The organism is Thermostichus sp. OS-CIW-20 (genome assembly GCF_054061455.1).
Map to the genome: position 1 here is coordinate 24,384 of NZ_JBSSEF010000023.1, position 20,373 is coordinate 44,756.

17 protein-coding genes, 1 tRNA gene and 2 pseudogenes are annotated in these 20,373 nt (G+C 60.2%); 15 read left to right on the forward strand and 5 right to left on the reverse strand.

Annotation, left to right across the window (positions count from 1 at the left end; all coding sequences use genetic code 11):
- Window positions 1-13 precede the first annotated feature (13 nt).
- Window positions 14-787, reverse strand: a complete 774-nt coding sequence (locus tag ACVWXC_RS09070; RefSeq protein WP_457392258.1) for a hypothetical protein — start codon at window positions 785-787, stop codon at window positions 14-16.
- Between the two features lie 34 nt (window positions 788-821).
- Here ACVWXC_RS09070 and ACVWXC_RS09075 point away from each other — a divergent pair, with 34 nt between their 5' ends.
- Window positions 822-1,061 carry a hypothetical protein gene (locus tag ACVWXC_RS09075; RefSeq protein WP_011429871.1) on the forward strand — a complete coding sequence of 80 codons (240 nt, stop codon included), beginning with the start codon at window positions 822-824 and terminating at the stop codon, window positions 1,059-1,061.
- Window positions 1,062-1,264: 203 nt separating this feature from the next.
- Complete coding sequence (locus tag ACVWXC_RS09080; protein WP_457392261.1) at window positions 1,265-2,551, forward strand: DUF4912 domain-containing protein; 1,287 nt, start codon at window positions 1,265-1,267, stop codon at window positions 2,549-2,551.
- Window positions 2,552-2,923: 372 nt separating this feature from the next.
- On the opposite strand, the gene ACVWXC_RS09085 is transcribed toward ACVWXC_RS09080, so the two are convergent.
- Both ACVWXC_RS09085 and ACVWXC_RS09090 read right to left on the reverse strand, forming a co-directional pair.
- A complete protein-coding gene (locus ACVWXC_RS09085) occupies window positions 2,924-3,964 on the reverse strand; it encodes an anthranilate phosphoribosyltransferase family protein (protein ID WP_457392263.1) in 1,041 nt (346 codons plus the stop codon).
- Window positions 3,965-4,072: 108 nt separating this feature from the next.
- Entirely contained in the window at window positions 4,073-5,035 is a 963-nt protein-coding gene (locus ACVWXC_RS09090) for a LysR family transcriptional regulator (protein ID WP_414381483.1), read from the reverse strand.
- Window positions 5,036-5,182: 147 nt separating this feature from the next.
- On the opposite strand from ACVWXC_RS09090, the gene ACVWXC_RS09095 reads away from it, so the two are divergent.
- The 5 genes and pseudogenes from ACVWXC_RS09095 to ACVWXC_RS09115 all read left to right on the forward strand — a co-directional run bounded on the left by ACVWXC_RS09095 (window position 5,183) and on the right by ACVWXC_RS09115 (window position 8,842).
- Entirely contained in the window at window positions 5,183-6,334 is a 1,152-nt protein-coding gene (locus tag ACVWXC_RS09095; protein ID WP_457392267.1) for a serine hydrolase domain-containing protein, read from the forward strand.
- Between the two features lie 391 nt (window positions 6,335-6,725).
- On the forward strand, window positions 6,726-7,304 hold the full coding sequence (locus tag ACVWXC_RS09100) for an XdhC family protein (protein ID WP_457392270.1): 579 nt from the start codon (window positions 6,726-6,728) through the stop codon (window positions 7,302-7,304).
- A 70-nt stretch (window positions 7,305-7,374) separates the two neighbouring features.
- A pseudogene (locus ACVWXC_RS09105) lies at window positions 7,375-8,579 on the forward strand (RNA-guided endonuclease InsQ/TnpB family protein).
- Between the two features lie 12 nt (window positions 8,580-8,591).
- Window positions 8,592-8,660 (forward strand): annotated as a pseudogene (locus ACVWXC_RS09110) (XdhC family protein); the annotation flags it as partial.
- A gap of 108 nt (window positions 8,661-8,768) precedes the next feature.
- Window positions 8,769-8,842 (forward strand) — tRNA-Met (locus ACVWXC_RS09115).
- Between the two features lie 58 nt (window positions 8,843-8,900).
- On the opposite strand, the gene ACVWXC_RS09120 is transcribed toward ACVWXC_RS09115, so the two are convergent.
- Window positions 8,901-9,113: a hypothetical protein gene (locus ACVWXC_RS09120; RefSeq protein ID WP_240527422.1), complete on the reverse strand. Its 213-nt coding sequence runs from the start codon at window positions 9,111-9,113 to the stop codon at window positions 8,901-8,903.
- Here ACVWXC_RS09120 and ACVWXC_RS09125 point away from each other — a divergent pair.
- Window positions 9,051-9,185 carry a BolA/IbaG family iron-sulfur metabolism protein gene (locus ACVWXC_RS09125; protein ID WP_240527876.1) on the forward strand — a complete coding sequence of 45 codons (135 nt, stop codon included), beginning with the start codon at window positions 9,051-9,053 and terminating at the stop codon, window positions 9,183-9,185. The genes ACVWXC_RS09120 and ACVWXC_RS09125 overlap by 63 nt on opposite strands.
- Window positions 9,186-9,196: 11 nt before the next feature.
- Here the strand turns inward: ACVWXC_RS09125 and ACVWXC_RS09130 are convergent, their stop codons facing one another.
- Window positions 9,197-10,321, reverse strand: coding sequence for a PP2C family protein-serine/threonine phosphatase (locus tag ACVWXC_RS09130; RefSeq protein WP_011429861.1), 1,125 nt, complete (start codon window positions 10,319-10,321; stop codon window positions 9,197-9,199).
- Window positions 10,322-10,692: 371 nt separating this feature from the next.
- On the opposite strand from ACVWXC_RS09130, the gene ACVWXC_RS09135 reads away from it, so the two are divergent.
- The 7 genes from ACVWXC_RS09135 (at window position 10,693) to grpE (ending at window position 20,268) form a co-directional block, all read left to right on the forward strand.
- Complete coding sequence (locus tag ACVWXC_RS09135; protein ID WP_228375448.1) at window positions 10,693-12,498, forward strand: hypothetical protein; 1,806 nt, start codon at window positions 10,693-10,695, stop codon at window positions 12,496-12,498.
- Between the two features lie 81 nt (window positions 12,499-12,579).
- Window positions 12,580-13,620, forward strand: a complete 1,041-nt coding sequence (locus ACVWXC_RS09140) for an NADP(H)-dependent aldo-keto reductase (protein ID WP_011429859.1) — start codon at window positions 12,580-12,582, stop codon at window positions 13,618-13,620.
- A 150-nt stretch (window positions 13,621-13,770) separates the two neighbouring features.
- Window positions 13,771-15,294, forward strand: a complete 1,524-nt coding sequence (locus tag ACVWXC_RS09145) for an S-layer homology domain-containing protein (protein WP_457392274.1) — start codon at window positions 13,771-13,773, stop codon at window positions 15,292-15,294.
- A gap of 130 nt (window positions 15,295-15,424) precedes the next feature.
- Entirely contained in the window at window positions 15,425-16,369 is a 945-nt protein-coding gene (locus tag ACVWXC_RS09150) for a hypothetical protein (protein WP_168173639.1), read from the forward strand.
- A gap of 63 nt (window positions 16,370-16,432) precedes the next feature.
- Window positions 16,433-17,653: a DUF445 domain-containing protein gene (locus ACVWXC_RS09155; RefSeq protein ID WP_011429856.1), complete on the forward strand. Its 1,221-nt coding sequence runs from the start codon at window positions 16,433-16,435 to the stop codon at window positions 17,651-17,653.
- A gap of 63 nt (window positions 17,654-17,716) precedes the next feature.
- Window positions 17,717-19,378: a bifunctional metallophosphatase/5'-nucleotidase gene (locus ACVWXC_RS09160; RefSeq protein WP_011429855.1), complete on the forward strand. Its 1,662-nt coding sequence runs from the start codon at window positions 17,717-17,719 to the stop codon at window positions 19,376-19,378.
- A 152-nt stretch (window positions 19,379-19,530) separates the two neighbouring features.
- Window positions 19,531-20,268, forward strand: coding sequence for a nucleotide exchange factor GrpE (gene grpE, locus ACVWXC_RS09165; protein ID WP_228375447.1), 738 nt, complete (start codon window positions 19,531-19,533; stop codon window positions 20,266-20,268).
- Window positions 20,269-20,373 lie beyond the last annotated feature (105 nt).

Genomic DNA, 20,373 nt, shown 5'->3' on the forward strand with positions numbered 1-20,373 from the left:
CCTGGGCCAGACTTTAAGGCCGGCTGGCTTGGCTGCCATCCCAGATGACCACCACGGCAAAGCGATCCAGAAAGCCATCGGCGGCGTTCATCCGGCGCAAGTTGAAGGCATCTTCGGCAGAGATCACCAGGTCATAGCCCAGGGTGCGCAGGGCGCGGATGCGGTGGGGCCGCTCCCCAATGCGGTTGACTAACAAGCGGGCCTGCTCTTCCGAGGTGGCGTAGGCGGCTGTGCCCTCGCTGCCCACAAAGGCGGCGTTGAGATCCTGGCCAAGGTTGATGGGCGGGTAAACAGGGTTGCCATCGGGATCCAAAAGGCGCATCGACTGGCTGGGCAAAAAGTCCAGGCCCCGCGCATCGACAATTAACCCAGTTACCTGGGGCTCTCGCCGCCGGGATCCCGCCTCTAGGCCAGTTCCACCCCCTGGGCCCATCCCTGAGCCAGGGCTGGAGCCGCGCACCCCGCTCTGGCCGCTGCCGGGCCCGATCACGTCTCCCTGTCCAGAGCCAGAGCCGCCGCCGGGGCTGGTGCCCAACTGCCGCAACAAGTCCAGATCGAAAATCGGCCCTTCCGACCCTGCGTCCTCGACAGGAAACGCCGACTCTACGTTTTCTACCTGGTCGGGAGTGACCGGACGCCAAGGCGTTTCTTCCGGGAGGGGTTGTTTCTCAACCGCTGGGGCAGGGGATCCCCCCTGGAGGCGGTAGAGGGGAGGAAACAGGGTTTGCGCTTCAACAGCTTCCCCCGGCCAGACCAGGATCCCCAGCGCTGCCCAGATCGCTCGCATCCCTGCACCGTGAGTCCTATCTTTCCACCACCTCATGCCCACACCTCTTGGCCTGATAACCTGCGGCTCACCCTTCCCCCATGCTACCCAGGCAAGGCCGGTGCGGCAGGGGATCCCGCGCAGTCCTCTTTTGGACTGGAGAGCAGCGGCTGATGCTTGGCCGCCCATCCGCCGGCAAGGGCGGGCCGCAAGCCCATTTTGGGGATCCCTGACTCGAGATGGCGGGGAAAACGAGGCTTTGATCCCCAGCGATCCCCAAGCTCTTGACCAATAGGCAAAAATACGTGAACATAAGTTCATCATTCCTTTGATCCCCGTTGATCCCGACCTATGGTCATCAGCGGTTGGAAAACGCCAAGCAGGCTATTACCCCAGTGGGCCAGGGGTTGCCCTTAGCCACAAGCTGGGATCGGCCTTTGGGTTAGCCAGTGGAGTGTGCGCACAAGCCCGATCTGTTGAGGACAGGAGACCCCGACCATGCCACAAGAGCGGATCCCGTTGGAAGAAATGACCATCCGGCAGTTGCGGGAAGAAGCTGCCCGCTATCAGATCCCCAAGTACAGCCGCATGACCAAAGACCAGCTGATTGAGGCCATTCGAGAGGCCCAAGTCAAAGCTGGCCGCCCTGTCGATGCCATGCCGGAGCCCAAGGGGCAAGAATCGGTCACCCAAACGAAGTTTAGGGGTCAAGAGGTTGCCGGCAAGACGGATCTGGCCGATGTGGACAAAGGGCTGGGGGATCTGCCGGAGGGCTATGGGGAAAGCCGCATCGTTTTGCTGCCGCGGGATCCCCAGTGGGCCTACGCCTATTGGGATGTGCCCAACGAGGCTAAAGAAAGCAAGCGCCGCGAGGGCGGCCAACAGTTGGCGCTGCGCCTCTACGATGTGACGGATATCGATTTCAGCTACCAGCCGGCCCACAGCATGCAGGAGTACCCCTGTGATGAGTTGGCGCGGGAGTGGTATTTGCCGATCCCGGTGAGCGATCGTTCCTATTTGGTGGAGATCGGCTACCGGACCGCAGATGGCCGCTGGCTGATGTTGGCCCGCTCGGCGGCGGTGATGGTGCCGCCGGTCTTCCCCTCCGACTGGTTTGAAGAGCACTTCCTGACGGTGCCCTTTGACATGCCCCTCCAGGGCCGCACCCTCTACCAGCTCACCGAGCCCTACAAGCGCAGCGCCACCGGCATGGGCGTGGTGGCCTACAAAGGCGACGAGCCGCAGCGGCAGAGGACGGCGGATCCCTTCCTGGAGATGGTGGGCGGCTTCGAGGCGATGCGGGTGGCGGGATCCCTGTTTGGCAGCCACCAGATGGGCAGCCGTCAACTGGTGCCCGAGCAGGCCATCAGCTCGTTTATTATCCCGTCGGGCGTGGGCATGATGGGAATGGCTATGGCCATGGCCGAAGTGCCTGCTGCTCCCTGGATGGCTTCCGGGTCGGGACTAGGGCTGTTCTCCGGCGCTTCCGAAGTCCTGCCGCGGCGCTCCCGCAAGTTCTGGCTGGTGGCCGATGCCGAGCTGATTGTCTATGGGGCCACGGAGCCCGATGCCACCGTCACCATCGGCGGGCGCAAGATCCAGCTCAACCCCGATGGCACCTTCCGCTTCCACATGGCTTTCCCGGATGGCAACATCGACTTCCCCATCTTTGCTGTGGCTGCCGACGGCGAGCAAAACCGGGAGATCCACATGACCTTCGACCGCCGCACCCTCTCCCGCCGCACCAACACCAAAGAAGAGGCCATCGAAGAGTTGTTGCCCTGAAGGATCCAACCTTTCCCTTCTTGCCCCCTGGAGCTGGCCGGGGGGCTTTCTTTCCTGGGCTGGAGAGCTTGACTCTAGTCATCGAAACAGGGGATCCCAGCCCTAGGAGAGCATGACTCTAGTCAATAATAAGCTCAACTATACTGAAAATAATGTATAATATGTTCAGTACGGATTACTACCAGTTGATCTTTCTGTTTACTTTCGAGTCTGCCAACATGGTAGCCAAAGCAAAGCAGAAAATTGGTAGTAAGACGACACGGAAACTGCGCTTTGGGTATTCTACTCAAAGCTTTGCGGGATACCGCCATTCTGTTTGGAAACAAACAGAATGCTATCGCTGCATAGTTGAACAGTGATGTTCAGCAGTGTTCAGCGTAAATGTATCAGGTCAATCACCTGGATCAGTTGTTTCAGCTTCTCCATCACCCGTCCAGAGCGAAGCAGGTCTTCCGCCTGTTGGATCCCTTCTGGCAAGGATGGGGCGTGGCCGAGGAGCCACAGATAGCTGCCCCCATTCCAGAGAACGGCTGGGGTGAGTTCACAGGGATCCCCGCTGAGCACCTGCTGCATCTGTTGGAGCAGCTCTTTCTCGCCGGAGAGGGGGATCTCCGGGCCTGCCAAGTGGCAATCTCTGGCCTTCAAGAGCAGCCGTTTCCCGCCCTGGTTGAGAATGGCCGCCCGTTCCCGCGGCAGGTCGCAACTGCCTTCCAAACCTTTGACGGTGGTAAATTGCCGGATCTCCCGCAGGGCAAACAGCTCCAGCATCGTGGCCTCGGTGGGAGGATGCACATAGCCGGCCACCAGGTGAAAGGGGCCTTGGTAGGGTGTCCAGACCAGCTCCAAGGTGGCCAAGGGGGGGCGCTTGCCGATTTGATCCCGGTAGTCCATCAGAGCCTGAGCCTGGGGAAAACAGGTGGGCAAATACAAAAATCCCAGCCCGGTTTGTTCCAGCAGTTGCCCCACCCGCTCCAGGGATAGCCCTCGCCAATCCACCCCCAAGCTCCGCCACACCGTTTCCAAAGGCAGCCCATACTTGGTGGGACAGAAGCCAGAGCCATGCAGCAAAACGGCTGACCCTGCCGCTGCCAGCAGCAAAGCCACCAGCACCCCCAGCGGTGCCGTCCGCGAGCGGCCATCGTAGGGATGGCCAAAGATGATCAAGGGATGAGGCAGATCCTGCCGGGGCAGAAGAGGGCCGTACTCTGCATAGGCATCCAACATACCGGCCAGCTCCTCGGCAGTGGGGCGCTTGATGCGGTGGGCAATTAAAAAAGCCCCGATCTGGGCGGGAGTGGCCTCCCCCCGCAGGAGCATTCGAGCAGCGCTGGCGGCCTCTGCCCGGCTGAGATCCTGGTGGGTGTGGGTGCCGCTGCCGATTTTTTTCAACAGCTCGCGAAACTCTTGGCTCATAGCATCGGCGGTCGGGAGCGCTGGGCTACTCAGGATAGGGGGAGATAAGGGCGGAACACTTGAAACTACCGATATGGGTATTTGACCAGAAATTTCTACAAAAGGTCTCTACAAAACCGACAACAGCCCAGCAGAGGGGCAATGGGGATCTGCGCCGGAAGCAGGCTCAGCATTACCAGACTGCCTAATCAGCTGGGCGGCCAACTGCAAAAACCGGCGAATGGGAGGGATCCGATAGCGATCGCTGGTGGTGACCATAACCACCTGTCGCCTCAAGAGGGGGGGCTCGGTGGGCCGCACCTGCAAATCCGGATCGGCGCAGCAGTCCACCAGGGCCGACTCCGGCAGGAGGGCAATGAGCTGCCCCTGTCGCACCACCCCCCGAAAGGCATCCAAGGTGTTCAGTTCCAGGGCTGCTTTCAGGGGAAGCCCCTGTCGGGCCAGATGGGATCCCACCAAGGAGCGCATGGCATAGCCATCTTTGAACACAGCCTGGGGATACTCCGCCAGCACCTTCCAGGGGATCCGCTCGTAGCGGCTGAGGGGATGGGTGGCGGGCATCAATACTTGAATCGGCTCGGAGTACAGTGGCTCCACCACCAGCTCTGCCCCCCGCGTCATCAGGGGATTCTCCATTACCAGGGCCACGTCCACCAGCCCATCCCTGAGCACCTTCAAGGCGCGGTCGCTGCCCAGAGCGGTAACCCGCAACTGCACCTCTGGGTACTCCCGGCAAAACTGTTGCAGCACCGGCGGCAGTTGATGGGCGATCAGAGAATGGATCCCGGCAATGCAGAGCTCGGTTTGCTGGCCCTGCAGCCATTCTCGAATGCTTTCCTGAGCCCGCTGCCATTCCTGACAGATGCGACGGGCATGGGGCAAAAGCCGTTCCCCAGCTACGGTTAGAGCCACCGGGCTTTTGCGATGCAACAGCGGAGCGCCCACTGCTTCTTCCAGGGCCTGGATCTGGCGGCTAATGGCCGATTGGGTCAGACCGCTGAGGCGAGCAGCGGCCAAAAAGCTGCCCGTTTCCACCACGTTCAAAAAGGCTTGCAACAACTCCAGCCGCACCTGGGATCCCTTGATTTGATTTGATTTGATGTGATGATGTAACCAGCCGTGCTGGCATCCTAGCTGGGGAAGCGGTAGGCTTTTGTAAACACCGTTACAAGTTGTTTGTTGGACTGGGGATCCTCAAGCCGGGAGGAGAGGAGGCAGATGGGCTGGGATCCGACCTTGCTGGAGGGGCTGCTCAACTCCGCCATTCCCCACCTTTTCCCCGCTGCCCAGGTGGTCATCCGCCACAAGGGAAGGTGTATCTACTCAAGGGCGGCAGGCCATCTCGACCCTGAGACCCGGCGCCAACCGACAACCTCGGCCACCCGTTTTGACCTGGCCTCGCTGACCAAGCTGTACACCGCCACCGCCTGCATGGCCCTGGTGGAAGCCGGAGCGTTGCTGCTGGATCAACCGGTGAGTCTCCTGTTGCCGGAGTTTCAGGGATCCCGCCCCATTGCCCCCTATGAAGATCCTCTGCAGCCGGGGAAATGGATTGCTGTGGAACCGGAATCCTTAGGCCAGCTTGTTGCAACAGAACAGGTGACGGTGCGACAGTTGCTGGCCCACACCGCCGGTTTGCCCGCCTGGCGGCCCCTGTTTCGACAGCCCGATGCCGAATCTGCCCGGCACATGGCTTTGCACACCTTTTTGGCCTACAGGCCGGGATCCCGCACAGTCTACAGCGATCTTGGATTGATCCTGCTGGGGCTGGCTTTGGAACGTCTGAGCGGAACCCGTCTGGATCAGATCTTGTACGCCCGGATCTTGCGGCCTCTGGGCCTGAGCCAAACTCAGTTTTATCCGGGGGATCCTTTCGACCCACCCCCTGTCTCTGTCTCTTGTGCCCCCACCGAGCTGTGTCCTTGGCGAAAGCGCCGCCTACAGGGGCAGGTTCACGACGAAAATGCCGCCCGCCTGGGCGGGATCGCCGGCCATGCCGGACTATTCGCCACGGCAGAGGAAGTAGCCGCTTTCGGAGAGAGTTTTTTGACGGGATCCCTGTTGCAGCCGCAGACGGTGAGGGAAATGACCCGCGAGCAGTTGCCTCAGCAAGGGGATGCCCACCGCTGTCACGAGCGCCGGGGTTTGGGGTTTGCCTTGCGCTCCCCGGATCCCTTGGCCAGCAGCTCCCCGTTCAGCCCCAGCGCCTTCGGCCACACCGGCTTCACCGGAACCTCCCTGTGGATCGATCCAGAGCGGGAGCTGGTGGTGACGCTGCTCACCAACGCCGTCTACCACGGTCGGCAGGAGAACGGATTCCAGGCTTTCCGGGTTGCCTTCCATCAGGCCATCCTAGAGGGGCTTTCTTGATCATTGAGTCCCTGACCGTTCCCGCTAGGGTGCCGTAGGCATAACCGAGGCTGAGGTGGACGAGACCTTTTACCGACAGTTGGCAGACATGCTGATACATTTACGCTGAACACTGCTGAACATCACTGTTCAACTATGCAGCGATAGCATTCTGTTTGTTTCCATTCGCGTTAGCGGGACGGAGTCCAAACAGAATGGCGGTATCCCGCAAAGCTTTGAGTAGAATACCCAAAGCGCAGTTTCCGTGTCGTCTTACTACCAATTTTCTGCTTTGCTTTGGCTACCATGTTGGCAGACTCGAAAGGAAACAGAAAGATCAACTGGTAGTAATCCGTACTGAACATATTATACATTATTTTCAGTATAGTTGAGCTTATTATTGACTAGAGTCATGCTCTCCCGCGTGCCGCTGGTGGTAGCCACCGTGATCCGCACCCAGGGATCTGTGCCTCGCCAGGCGGGGGCGAAACTGGCTGTGGGATCCGATGGCACCCTGTTGGGCACTGTTGGCGGTGGGGCTGCCGAAGCGGAAGTCATTGCCCGAGCGCAAACCCTTTTGCAGACCGCTGTTCCCGTTGGCGGTGGCGATGGGGAGTCCTCGCCGGCTGGGATGCCGGTTTCCCTCGATCTCAACAGCCCTCCCTTGGGCGTTTGCGGGGGACGGATGCACATTTGGCTACAGCGATGGCAGGGATCCCTTGCCCAAACATTGGCGGCCCAGATCCTCCAGGCTCTGACCCAAGGGCAAAGGGCTTGGCTGATCACTCCCCTCGATCCCCAGGGGTTCCCCTACCTCAGGCTTGGCGACAGCAATGTGGAGCACTTTGCCCCCCTGCCATCCCGCCCACAGCTCCTCGCGGGATCCTGGGTCGAGCCCCTCCTCCCTTCCCCCACCCTGCTGATCGTCGGAGCGGGCCACTGCGGCCTGTCCCTGGCCCAGGAAGGGATCCCGGAGACCGCCTTCAGCTAGAAATCGCAGGAGCCCCGCACTGTACCCGTAGGGTCAGTGTCGGGAGGAATGCGGAAGTTATGATAGAACCATGACCCAAGTCCTGACCGTCTCCTGCAAGCTCAAGGTGTCCCAGTCGCAAGCCGCCAAATTGGACGCGACTTTGGAGGCTTTTGGCCAAGCCTTGAACTGGGTCAACCAAAACACACCAGAAAAAGTAGTCAACGCAGTCAAACTCCAGTCCCTTTGCTATTACCAGATTCGCGCTCGGTTTGGCTTGTCCAGTAACTTGGCTCAGCAGGTCTGCAGACGGCTGGCCGGTGCCCGTAAAGTTGCCCGACAGAAAAACCGTCCGGTCAAAGCGTTCAAGAGAGGCTTTGCGACCTACGATGCCCGTATCTTTTCGTTCCGCGAGAAAGACTGGACGGTGTCGCTGACCACGGTGGAGGGTCGGGAGCGCTTTGAGCTGGCGATTGGCCGTTACCAGAGAGAACGGCTGGCGGGCTCCAATCCCAAATCTGCCACTCTGGTCAAGCGCAAAGACGGCTCCTACTCCATTCAAATCTGTGTGGAAACGGAACCGTGCCCACCGCAACGCACGGATAGAGTGCTAGGCGTGGATTTGGGCAGGACGGATATTGCCCATACGTCAGAAGGGGATAACTGGAATGGACAGCAGTTGAACAAAGTCCGAGACCACTACTCCAAGCTGAGGGCGGCACTCCAACGCAAAGCCAGTAAGGGCACCCGCAGTTCGCGGCGCAGATGCAGAGAACTGTTGCAACGGCTGTCTGGCAAGGAGAGGCGCTTTCAGGCGTGGGTCAATCATCGCATCTCCAAAGCTCTAGGGCAAAAGCTACCAACAGCGCTATCGCCCTGGAAGACCTGACAGGGATCCGGAAAAGAGTCAATCAACAACCCCGCAGCAAAACCGAAAGGCGCAGGGCCAACAGTTGGGCGTTCTACCAACTGAGGCAGTTTCTGGAATACAAGGCGAGGGTTGCAGGGGTTTCTCTGATTCTTGTGCCGCCTGCCTACACGTCGCAGACCTGCCACCGGTGTTTGCACATCTATCCCGACCCTACGCAATCCTATCGCAGTGGTAAGTCGTTCAAGTGTGGGCACTGTGGATGGGAAGGGGATGCGGATTTGAATGGTGCGAATGTGATTGCGCTTTTGGGGGCTGTCGTAAACCAGCCTAGAGGTTCGGGCCTGTTTTGTTCTCTGGTAGAGCAGAGCAGGCTCAGGGCTACTGAAAGCCCGCTCCGTACCGCTTTAGCGGTCGGAGTCGGGTAGTTTACTCGGCTCTTTGCCCCCATCGGTCTGGAGATCCACGCCGAAACCCCCGCCGAGATTGCCATCAGCATCACCGCCTAGCTCATCCAGGTGCGACGGGGATCCTCGAAGACAATACCCACACAAAAGGGCGAAACTTAGGCGTAGGCTTGCCGGTTAGCCGGAGGACAAGCTAGGCTAGAAAAGCGCCGCGGGGTAGAGCAGCCTGGTAGCTCGTCGGGCTCATAACCCGAAGGTCACTGGTTCAAATCCAGTCCCCGCTATAGGAACTCAACATCTGCAGGCATTGGGAGAGCTTCTCTAAGTTGTCTTGAGCCGAAGCTAGGAAGACGGTGCATGGATCCGCGGGAAATCGAGGCGTTGATACAGGCTGCCCTGCCCGGAGCCAAGGTGCAGGTAGAAGATACAGTTGGCGATGGCAACCATTTTCAGGCTGTCGTCGTAGCTGAGCAATTCCAAGGCCTCCCCCTCATCAAACAGCACCGGCTGGTGAACGAGGCCTTGAAGCCCTACCTTCAGGATGGCCGTCTCCACGCCCTAGCCCTCCGTACCTTTACCCCTAGCCAGTGGGAGCAGCTTCGGAGAGCAGCCCCCGGCTCAGCTTGAGCGGGCTTGCACTAGCCAAAGCTAATACGGAGCAGAGAAAAATCATCCTCAAGATCGGCCTTGCCGCGGAAAGACTGAATGTGCTGCAGAACGTGATCGAGGCCAACGCAGGCATGCTTGCTTAGGAAGGACTTCCAGTTCTCTATCCCCCAGATCCCTTCCGAGCTGGACACTTCGTAAACCCCGTCGCTGAACACGTAGAGACAACTGTTGGCCGGGATCCGGACTTCGTCCCTAGCAAAGTCCTGATCGGGCAAAATGCCAATGGGCAAATTGGGGGTCTTCAGCTCTAGGGGGATGGGGTCTGATTGCGCAACCAACAGAGCGGGGGGGTGGCCAGCGCTGGCAAAAGAAAGCAAGCGAGATCCCGGCTGATAGACCCCATACCAAAGGGTGAAGTACATTTCATGGTGGGATCCCATTGGGAAGGATTGGTTGAGGGCGCGCAACACCGCATCCGGCTGCCGCAGGTCTGTATCGGGCAGGCTCTGGGAACGCAACTGGTTCATCACCGACACCGACAACAACGCGGATCCCACCCCGTGCCCTGACACATCTAGCAGGTAGATGGCCAGGTGATCCTCGTCTAGCCAGTGGTAGTTAAACGAATCCCCCCCCAGCTCCTGGGAGGGCAAAAAGCACCACTCAATCGCTATTTGGTGAGGTGGGAAGTCGGCCGGCTTGGGCAAAAGCGAACGCACATAGCTGGCTGCTTCGGCCAACTCCGCCCGCAGTCGGGCCGTTTGCTGCTGCAGGTCATAGCTGAGCTGGTGCAAGCGCAGCCCAGCCCGCACCCGCGCCCGCAATTCATTGGGATCGATGGGCTTGCTGAGGAACTCATCTGCCCCGGCATCCAGGCCCTGGATGCGGTCTTCGACTTCGGTGCGAGCGGTAAGCAAAATAAAGAAGGTGGTGGAAAACTTGGGATCCGCCTTGATGCGCCGGCAGACCTCCAGCCCATCCATATCCGGCATCATCCAGTCACAGATAATCAGCCCCGGGGTTAGGAGATGAGCTTTCTCCAGCCCTTCCAAGCCACCGCTGGCCATCTCGACGGTGTAGCCCTGCCGCTCCAGGGATCGCTTCAACACCAGCCGAATCGTGGGATCGTCGTCCACAATCAAAATGGCCGTCATGACCACTGCACCTCAATCCCGAATCAACCCGAATTAAAACGCAACTCTAGCCCGTACTGGTAGGCAGACCGTTTATCCTAGCCCAGGAGTTGCGGCAGAAAAACCGGCTTGGAGGGCGGTTAGCGGAAAAGCCTCAGCAACCTCATCCCCCAGAGCTAAAGTTGCGTATCCCTTAGTGGATCCCTAAAACCGTGGTTGCACGCTACCCAAAAGCTGACCGTTTCAAGATACTGGTGGGAATAGATAACAGCGGGGGGGTTTTTGGGCAGATTCTGCTTTAGAGACTTCCATTGGACAAAGAGATACGGATCACATCTTATCTATCCTTTGCCGGTCTAGAGTGAACTTTGAGGTTAAACGGCCTTGGCTGCATGAGCGCGTCTCCTCTACCGTTATCTCCTCCGTCCGTTCGGGATTCGCAGGCGGCTTCAGCCGCGGCACCCCGCCAAGCTCCCAGGGGAGAAATCCGGCTGGAGGATCTGGACGAGAAGCAATTGCTGGCCGGCCTGTCGTCGGTGGTGCTCAACCCGGCAGCTTGGAGTTGCTTTAGCATCAGTGAAACCAGCCGCTTGCTACGCCCCCTGCAAATTTGCCCCGACTTGACCGGAACTCCCGTTCTCTCCCCAGGCGCCACTGCTGAAGTTGTCTATAAGTTCCTGCTGAGCGACGGTCGGATTGGAACCATGAAGGGGCTGATCTCGATCGAAGACTTTCGCAGCAAGCGGCTGCATTCTATTTACGAGGAACTGCGTATTGAAAAAATCATACCGGTTTTTAACGAAGCGGTTGTCGAGCAGATCATCGATCAGTTGAAGCCGATTTTTGCCCGCGACCTGGACGAGCTGCTTTGGCAAGAAAGTTTTTACTTCACCCCTCAAGATCTACGCCAGCCGGAGTTCTTGTTGCGCGGCCTGCGGCCCGAGGCGATCCCACGCCGCTTTCGGCCGCACCTGCAAAGGGTGTACTCCCACATCATAGGGGTGTGTCGCAGCTTGCCCAACATCGCTTTCCAACTGTGTCTGCGGGCCTACCTGGAGTACAACGAGGTCAAAAACAAGCATCTGTTGGCAATTCTGCTCAGCAAGTATTTTTACACGCTCTATCGCATCGGTGGACTGGACGGTTGGAAAAGTCGGGATCCGGTGGAAGTGGGATCCCTCTACTCTTCCAATCGACGGGCTCGGCTGCAGGCTCTTTCTCACCTGCTGACGCTGGACAACGACAGCGACGAACCGCTGGCAAGCCTTGGGGATCCAGGGCCGCGCGGCAGCTATTTCAGTGGAGAGGGGGAGCCTGCTGCTGGCGAGGTGCCGAGCGCAGAAGAGATCGAAAAGCTGCGGCAAGATGTGGAGGCAGCGCGCAGCCAGGCCGCCGAGGCCCAGCAGCTGGTAGCCCAATATCAAGAAGAGAAAAAACAAGAGCTGCTCAACCGCCTGCAGGATCCCAATAAGTTTCTCCTTTTCAGCCTCCATCAATTTTTCGACACTCTCCTCACATCCCTGCCGGTGGAGGTGAAAAGCGAGTACGGAGCCGTCTGGGTGCCCCGCACTTCCCACTTGGACGAAAAAGAGCGGGACAAGCTGACCGAACATTTGCACCAGATTACCAGCGAGGCCTATTTGCTGAGCATCCCCTTTGCCGAGGCGACGATCATTGGCTATTGGCGGGTTTTGGCCGATTCGTTCTACAACCAATGGGTTTTGAATCAGTACAAGCAGTTGCAAAGCTACGGAGTGGATCTAGAGCAGCAGGGCATCCAAATCCTGGAGCGCGAACGATTTTTAGATGAAGTGCAACTGCGCTTTGCTGGCCGCCACCGCGAGATCGTGACTCAAAATGTGGAGAAGATCAGCCAAATTGTGGTAGACAGCCTGGCCAAGCGGGTGGCCCTCAACACCAGCCAACAGAGCTTTCAAGCCATGCGAGCCAAATTGGCCACCGTTTTGGATATGGAGATCTCCCGCAAGGACATGGCGCAGGTACGGCGGCTGATCGACTACTTCACGGATGTGTTTTTGGGCAAGCGGGAGGAGCTGCGCTCGCCCTATCCGGTGGGCACCATCTTGCAAGTAAGGGCAGCCATCGAGCTGCGTCCCCCCGACAGTCGCACCCGCATTGGCCTGGAAATCCTAAACCAGATCTACCGCGAGTACATGCCTGTGCTGCAGCAAGAGTAGGGGCAGGGATCCCAGGGGCTGGCAAGTTTTGGGCACAATGGGGACTGGTGTGCTGTTTAGGGTTGGAGACGGCAAGTTCCCATGCGCTACCGCCAGCTTGGCCACAGTCCTCTGCAGGTTTCGGAGATCTGCCTCGGCACCATGACGTTTGGTGAGCAGAATACCCAGACTGAGGCTTGGGAACAGCTCGATTACGCAGTAGAACACGGGATCAACTTCATCGATACGGCGGAGATGTACCCGGTGCCGGCGCGGGCGGAAACCCAGGGAGCCACAGAACGCTACATCGGCGAGTGGCTGCAGCACCAGCCGCGGGAGCGCCTTGTCATCGCCACCAAGATCACCGGCCCGGGGCGGCCCTGGCACTGGATCCGCGGCGGGTCTCTCTCGATTAGCCGCAACAACCTCAAACAGGCGGTGGCCGGCAGCCTCAAGCGCCTGAAAACCGACTACATCGACCTCTACCAAATCCACTGGCCGGATCGCTATGTGCCCCTGTTTGGGGGCGTGGCCTACGATCCCTCTCAAGAGCGGCCCACGGTTCCCATTGCCGAGCAACTGCAGGGTCTGGCGGAACTGGTGCAGGAGGGCCTGGTGCGCTACATCGGCCTGAGCAACGAAACCCCTTGGGGAGTCTGCGAGTTCTGCCACGTGGCCGAGCAGTTGGGCTTGCCCAGGGTAGTCTCGATTCAAAACGCCTATAGCCTCCTCAACCGCACCTTTGAGATGGGGCTGGCGGAGGTCTGTCGCCACGAACAGGTAGGGCTGCTGGCCTACAGCCCCCTGGCCTTTGGGCTGCTGACGGGCAAATACCTGGGGGGCGCCAAGCCGCCGGGATCCCGTTTGGCCCTGTTCGAGGGCTTTGGCCAGCGCTACCGCAAGCCCAATGTGGAAGAGGCCGTGGCTGCCTACGTGCGCATTGCCCGCCAGCACGGCCTGACCCCTGCCCAGTTGGCTTTGGCCTTTGTGCGCAGCCGTTGGTTTGTCACCAGCACCATCATCGGGGCCACCAACCTGGCCCAGCTCAAGGAAAACCTCAGTTGCCTCGAGGTGGAGCTGTCGCCTGCGATCCTGGCAGAAATTGAGGCGGTGCACCAGCGCTACCCCAATCCCGCCCCGTGAAACTTCGGAAACCGATAGAACTTTTCAGGAGATTTTTTCGTCTAGGGTTACGGAGTGGGTAACTCCATCCGGCTCTTCTTCGATTGTTGATTGTTTGGGCCGATGTCTTTTCTTAGAGCCTTTCTAGCAGGTAGCGAGGAGTTGTAGGGGATGCGTGGGTTTTCTCTTTGGCAAAGTTGGAAGGCGGCAGCCGTGATAGCGAGCTGGGGCAGTTTGTTGCTGGTTGCGGATCCCGTTTGGGCGCAACTTTCCGATATCAGCACCTACTGGGGCGCCCAGTACATCGCCGGGCTCAATGAGCGGCAGATCATCGGCGGCTTCCCAGACGGCACCTTTCGCCCCAACGAGTCGATTACGCGGGCCCAGTTTGCCGTTATCGTCACCAAAGCTTTTGGGCTAGATACCAACGTCCCTGTGCGCCCCTTTGCCGATCCCATTCCCAGTTGGGCAGCTCCCTCCATCGGCGCGGCGGCAGCAGCGGGGTTGGTTTCCGGCTTTCCCGACGGCACCTTCCGTCCCAACGATGTCCTCACCCGCGCCCAGGCCATCACCGTTCTGACCCGCGCCGCCACCAACGGCAGGCTCCTCGAGGATCCCGGTCAAATTGAAGCCATTCTGTCCGGCTTTACCGATGCCAATTTGGTTCCCAATTTTGCCCGCGCCCCCATCGCGACAGCAGTTCAAGAAGGTCTGTTGGTGCTCTACCCTGATCCCACCCGACTGAATGCCCAGGCGGTGGCCACGCGGGGGGAAGTGGCGGCTCTCACCTACCAAGCGCTGGCCAAGGTGGGCCGGGTGCCCAGCCTAGACCCGCCTGTGGGAGCTGCCATCCCCGGGCCAGGGATCCGCACCGAGCTTCTGGCTCAGGTCCCCCCCACGCCTGAGCCCCTGGCCACGCCGGATATCCCCGTGGAGCCGCTGGTGGAAACGCTGCCCGCCGCCCCAGAGGTGAGAACTTTCTTTGCCCGCGAGGAGCTGGGATCCGTCAAGCCGGGAGATACCTTGACGGTGTATTTGCTGGGATCGCCAGGGGCGCAGGCGTCTTTCTCCATTCCCGGCATTGCCTACAACCTGCCCCTGCAGGAAACCCGCCCCGGCCAATACGAGGGCAGCTACACCTTCCGCAGCCAAGACCGGGCCTCGGAAGCGCCAGTATTTGCCCGTCTGGAGCGGAATGGGCTGGTGACCCTGGTGCAATTGCCGGACAAAACCATCAGCATCGGTCGGGTGACCGACACCACCTTCCCCACCATCAGCGACCTGGCGCCGCCCAACGGAGCGGTGACCGACAACCCGCGCCCATCCATCTCCGCTCGCTTTCAAGATGACCAGGGAATCGACCTCAATAGCTTTACCCTGCTGGTGAACAACGTGGACGTTACCGCCCAAGCTCAGCTCAGCCGCACCGGCTTCGCCTACACCCCAGCCGAGCCGCTGCCCACCGATCGACCGACCTTGATTGCCGTCCAAATTGCCGATACCAGCGGCAACACCGCCATCCAGCAGTGGTCTTTCCAGGTGCAGGCCGCCCAGCCCACACCCACTCCAACACCCACGCCGACTCCCACACCTACGCCCACACCGGAAGCGACTCCGACCGCAACAGCAACGCCTACCCCCACCCCAGAGCCTGTAGTGGAGCCTTTGCCTTCTCCCTCTCCCAGCCCTTCTTAGGCAAGAGGGATCCCATGAACAGGCTTTAGTGGTGTTTTAAAGGCCAATGGGTTGCCCCTAGATACTACATCTAGTGGGCACGAGCTGGTCAGGATGCTAAGCTACTGCCAGTTGTGACTGGACGGGATCCATGAGCTCAGCGTTGCAGCCGTTTTTGCCGTCGTGGCAAAGGGTTGGCTTTGGGTGGCTGGTGAGTGGGGTGTTGTGGGCTGCGGCGGTCGCTCCCATCACTGCCCAGCAGTTCGAGTTCACGCCCCAAGCCCCTCAGCCAAATCCCGTCCCTACCCTGCCTCTGCTCAGCAACCCGCCCGGCTCCACGGCTCCGCAAGCCCTGCCGCCTGTGCCTCAGGTGCCGCAAATGCCCCTCACGGGGGATCCCCTCCCCCCACCGGGGGATCCGAGCCCGGCCCCAATTCCGGTGGTGCCCGTTCAAGCGGCGCCAGGTGGACCAGCTCCGCCAGGCGAAGCCTACTCCTATCAACGGCGGCCCGACCTCAGCCCAGGGGGGAACCTGGCTGGGGCCGCGCGGGGCGAGCTGCCTGCCGGCACCCGTATTCCTCTTACGGTCTACCGACCCATCACCTTCCAGCCCTACCAGGCCATCAGCGCCAACCTGGAAGTCTCCGAGCCAGTGCTGGATCGCTTTGGCCAGGTGGTGATCCCGCCAGGGAGTGTGGTGTGGGGCACCTTTGAGCCGGTTTACAGGCCCAGGGATCCCCTCAGTCGTGGCGAAGACAATGCCGACCTGCGGAAACAGATCCTCGGCAACCGCTTTGTGGCCAACCGCCTCACCATCGGCCCTTCTACCTATCTCATTAGAGGCCAGTCTGCACTGCTCCCGGTTGGGTTGGATCGCAACGCCGATGTGGGCACCACCGTCGCCCGTGGGGCGGGCTATGGGGCGGCGGGCGGGTTGGCCTTGGGGGTGCTCACAGGGGGATGGGGCTTTTTGCCCATCCTGGCCGGCGGCCTGGCGGGTGCTGCTGCAGGTAGTACCAACATCGACCGGGTGGTGACGCTGCAGCCCAACACCCTGGTGGAACTGGAACTGAGCGAGAGCCTGATCATCCAATAGCCTTGACAAGAAGCGAGCAGGAGCGGGTCGGTAGAGTAGAGAAGATCCCCCCAAGTTTGCTCCATGGCCCTTTGGATCTACGTCGTGCCCCCCCTGGCCGGGCTGGTGATCGGCTATTTCACCAACGACATCGCCATCAAGATGCTCTTCCGGCCCTACCGGGCCTATCGGATTTTCGGCTGGCGCATCCCCTTCACGCCCGGCCTGATCCCGCAGAACCAGCCCCGCCTGGCCAAGCAGATTGCCAAGACCATCATGGGATCCCTGCTCACGCCAGAGGAGCTGCACAATCTGGCCCGCAAGCTGCTGCGAACTGAGCGCATGCAGGCAGGGATCCGCTGGCTGCTGGGGGTGGCGCTGGATCGGCTGCAAAACCCCGAGCAACAGCAGCAAACCGCTCAGGTGCTGGCGCGCATCTTGGCCGATCTGTTCAACGAGTCGTTGCCCCGCCTGGTGAAGGTGCTCGCCCGCCAGGAGACTTTTTTGGAGGGGCCGATTAACCAACTGTTCGACCAGGTGCTGCTAGAGCTGCGCCTCAACGCCGAGCAAGCCCGGCAGCTTTCGGAGTGGATCCTGAAGCAGGCGCTGCCCCCCAAGGTGTTGCGGCAGAACCTGGTGGATTTTCTCACCGATCGCAACATCGAAGCTTTGGATGAAGAATTTCGCGAGCGGGCCACCGGCTCCTACTGGCTGGTGGCCAACTTGTTTGGCCTCAAAAACGCCCTGCTGCGCCTGCGCACCTATTGCCTGGAGGAGCCGGAAGGGGCAGAGGCCATCTTGGAAGATCTGCTCAAAGACATCAACGCCCCCCGCCGCCTGACCGAGATCCTGCAGAACCTCTCCCTGCAAAACCTGCCGGTTTCCGCCGTACGTCAGTTGCGCCGTGCCCTGCGCGATGGCATCCAAGATTACCTGCGCAGCCAAGGGCCAGAGGTTATCAAGGGGCTGGGGGAGAGCATCGATTGGGAAAAAGTGGCCAGCCTGGTGTTGGGTCGCCTGCGCAACTCCAAGGCGCTGATCGCCTCCATCGATCAGATCAGCGCCGACCTGGCTTTGATCCTGGAGCGCTACCTAGAGCGGGATCTGGAATCGCTGATGATGCAGGTGATCCCCGTGTTGAACTTAGATCAGGTGATTGCCGACAAAGTCAACGCCACCTCCCCTGCTGAGCTGGAGCAGGCCATTCAGCAAATTGTGCGCCAGGAACTGCAGGCCATCGTCAACTTGGGGGGGCTGTTGGGTTTTTTGGTGGGCTGCGTGCAGGTGCTGTTTTTGCTGAGGTGACGGCCCCCTTCCCCAGAAAACGGGAGCTTGGATTGCGGCTTTTGCTTCAGTTATGATATTAGAATGCGGTTAACAATTCTCCACACTTCCGATCTCCACGCCAACCTGCATCCCTGGAACTACTTTGCCGGGATCCCTGCAGAACATGGCTTGGCCAAGCTGGCCACCCTGATCAAGCGTGTGCGAGCAGCCAGCGAGGATCCAGTGTTGCTCATCGACAGCGGCGACACGATCCAGGGATCCCCCTTGGGCACCTACTATGCCCAGGTGGAGCGGGTCTCCCCCCATCCCATGGCCCACGCCCTCAACGCCCTCGGCTACGACGCCTTTACCCCCGGCAACCACGACTTTAACTTTGGGCTGCAGGTGCTGCAGGATTTCACCGCCGATCTCCGCTGTCCCACCCTGTGCGCCAATATTCTCCGCCACAACGGGGATCCGCTGTTTCGCCCTTACCTCATCCGAGAAGAGGCCGGGATCCGCGTCGGCCTGCTGGGGCTGACCACCCCCCGCATCGACACCTGGGAGCGGCCCGACTACATTGCGGGGCTGCGCTTTGCCCCCCTGCTGGAAACTGCCCAGCACTACCTGTCGCTGCTACGGCCCCAGGTGGACGTGTTGGTGCTGATCCTGCACAGCGGTTCCAGCCAACTGCCTCCCCTGCGCAGCCCTGAGGGCTGGCGCAGCCCGGATCGCCGCGGCTGGGCCAGCAACAAAAGCTTGGTGGGGGAAAACGAGCTGCTGGCCCTGGCCGAGCTCGAGGGCATCGACGTCATCCTCTCCGGCCACACCCATCAGACCATTGCCGGCCTGGGGGGGGCCAAGGCCCTGGTGGTGCAGCCCGGCTACTGGGGCAGCCACCTTTCCCACGTGTCTTTGGAGCTGGAGCGCCACGGCGGACGCTGGCAAGTTGTCGGGAAAACTGCCCAGTTGCTGGCTGCGGAAGGGATCCCTGCCGATCCCGAACTCCTGGCCCTGACAGAGCCCTACCACCAGGCCACCTTGCGCTACATCCGCCAGCCCATTGGGCAGGCCCGTTGTGCCTATCGCGGCGGGCTGGCAGCCCGTTTTGGGGCCAACCCCCTAGCAGAGCTGCTCCATCAGGCCCAACTGCAGGCGGTACGGGAGGCCGGCCTTTCGGCGGAGCTCTCCCTGGTCAACATCTGCAGCAGTGCCGGCCTGGCAGCGGGCCCCATCTTTCTGCAAGACGCCTACAGCCTCACCGTTTACGACAACACCCTCTGCGTCTTGGAGATCACCGGCGACATCTTGCGACGCGCCCTCGAGCAGACCGCTGGCTATTTTCGCCAGTTGGATCCCGAGCATCTCCCGGCAGATCCCGCCTCTGTCGTCGCCCCCGAAGCCCGCGGCTACACCTTCGACCTCTACCACGGCATCGACTACTGCTTCGATCTCACCCGCCCTGTAGGCGAGCGCTTGGTGACCCTACAATTTCGCGGCCAGCCGGTGCAGCCGGATCAGACCTTTCGCCTGGCCATCAACCACTACCGCGCCGGCGGTGGGGGGGGCTACAGTATGTTCCAAGAAGCCCAAACCCTCTGGATCTCCGCCGACAGCATCCGCGACTTTCTCGCCCGCCACATTCACACCCATTCCCCCATCCAGCCCATCTACCGCCACAACTGGCACCTCATTCCCAACTTGGCCGAGATCTACTTTCCCCAGAGCTTGGGCCAGCTCCAGGACAGCCTGCTGGTAGGCTAGAACAACTAGGGATCTCAACTGGCTGGCAGAGGAGTCGGTAGAATACGATCAGCACAGAGCCCAGTTTGGCTGATTGCGACGCTGGTTTTGAGACTGCCAAACTGTCGGCACCCGACGTTACTGCTCCTTAATCACGCTTGTCGACATAACCCATGACTGCTGAAGAAAAGCAACCGATGCCCACAGAAGATGCCTATCCTGAACTCCAGGAAGAGGAAATCGACGTAGAAGCAGAGCTGGAGAAGCTGATTTTGGAAGACCGTGAAGCGGAAGCCAGCACCTCCTCTGGCGAAGCCAGCGCTGAGGCTTCTCAGGATCTCAGCGAAACCTTAAAGCAGCTCCAGCAGGAGTTGGAAATAACGCGCCAGCAACTGAAAGAGAAGGAAGAGTCCTACATCCGCCTCTATGCCGATTTTGAGAACTACCGACGGCGTACCCAGCGGGAAAAAGAGGAGTTCAGCCAAAAAGAACGGCAGAAATTTGTGCTGGAGATCCTGCCTGTGGTGGATAGCTTTGAGCGGGCGCAGCAGCAGTTAAAGCTGGAGACCGACCGCGAGCGGGAGGTGCACAACAGCTACCAAAGCGTCTATCGCTTGCTGGTGGAATGCTTGAAAAAGATGGGCGTATCCCGCATGAAATCGGTAGGCCAGCCCTTCGATCCTAACCTGCACGAGGCCATAGCCCGCCAGCCCAGCAGCGAGTACCCCGAAGATGTGGTGGCCGTCGAATATCAACCGGGCTACAAGCTGGGGGACTTGGTGATTCGCCACGCCATGGTGGCTGTCTCGTCGGGCAGCCCAACCTCTGAACCGTCTCCCTCAGACCCAGCCACCCCCAAACCCGAGCCGGAAAGCACGCCTGCCTCTCCCCAAAACCCCCAACATTCGTGACGTACTCCCGCACTCATGCTGACGCATAGAGTGCGGGCTTCCCAGTGACTCCTGCCCGATAGCAGGACATTTCCTGAGCTTGAAGAACGGGACGCCCCACCGCTC

What these genes read in the sequence shown, in the direction of transcription:
- ACVWXC_RS09070 (WP_457392258.1), bottom strand. Translation starts at nt 787, where the DNA reads ATGCGAGCGATCTGGGCAGCGCTGGGGATCCTGGTCTGGCCGGGGGAA.
- ACVWXC_RS09075 (WP_011429871.1), top strand. Translation starts at nt 822, where the DNA reads ATGCCCACACCTCTTGGCCTGATAACCTGCGGCTCACCCTTCCCCCAT.
- ACVWXC_RS09080 (WP_457392261.1), top strand. Translation starts at nt 1,265, where the DNA reads ATGCCACAAGAGCGGATCCCGTTGGAAGAAATGACCATCCGGCAGTTG.
- ACVWXC_RS09085 (WP_457392263.1), bottom strand. Translation starts at nt 3,964, where the DNA reads ATGAGCCAAGAGTTTCGCGAGCTGTTGAAAAAAATCGGCAGCGGCACC.
- ACVWXC_RS09095 (WP_457392267.1), top strand. Translation starts at nt 5,183, where the DNA reads ATGGGCTGGGATCCGACCTTGCTGGAGGGGCTGCTCAACTCCGCCATT.
- ACVWXC_RS09100 (WP_457392270.1), top strand. Translation starts at nt 6,726, where the DNA reads ATGCTCTCCCGCGTGCCGCTGGTGGTAGCCACCGTGATCCGCACCCAG.
- ACVWXC_RS09130 (WP_011429861.1), bottom strand. Translation starts at nt 10,321, where the DNA reads ATGACGGCCATTTTGATTGTGGACGACGATCCCACGATTCGGCTGGTG.
- ACVWXC_RS09135 (WP_228375448.1), top strand. Translation starts at nt 10,693, where the DNA reads ATGAGCGCGTCTCCTCTACCGTTATCTCCTCCGTCCGTTCGGGATTCG.
- ACVWXC_RS09140 (WP_011429859.1), top strand. Translation starts at nt 12,580, where the DNA reads ATGCGCTACCGCCAGCTTGGCCACAGTCCTCTGCAGGTTTCGGAGATC.
- ACVWXC_RS09145 (WP_457392274.1), top strand. Translation starts at nt 13,771, where the DNA reads ATGCGTGGGTTTTCTCTTTGGCAAAGTTGGAAGGCGGCAGCCGTGATA.
- ACVWXC_RS09150 (WP_168173639.1), top strand. Translation starts at nt 15,425, where the DNA reads ATGAGCTCAGCGTTGCAGCCGTTTTTGCCGTCGTGGCAAAGGGTTGGC.
- ACVWXC_RS09155 (WP_011429856.1), top strand. Translation starts at nt 16,433, where the DNA reads ATGGCCCTTTGGATCTACGTCGTGCCCCCCCTGGCCGGGCTGGTGATC.
- ACVWXC_RS09160 (WP_011429855.1), top strand. Translation starts at nt 17,717, where the DNA reads ATGCGGTTAACAATTCTCCACACTTCCGATCTCCACGCCAACCTGCAT.
- grpE (WP_228375447.1), top strand. Translation starts at nt 19,531, where the DNA reads ATGACTGCTGAAGAAAAGCAACCGATGCCCACAGAAGATGCCTATCCT.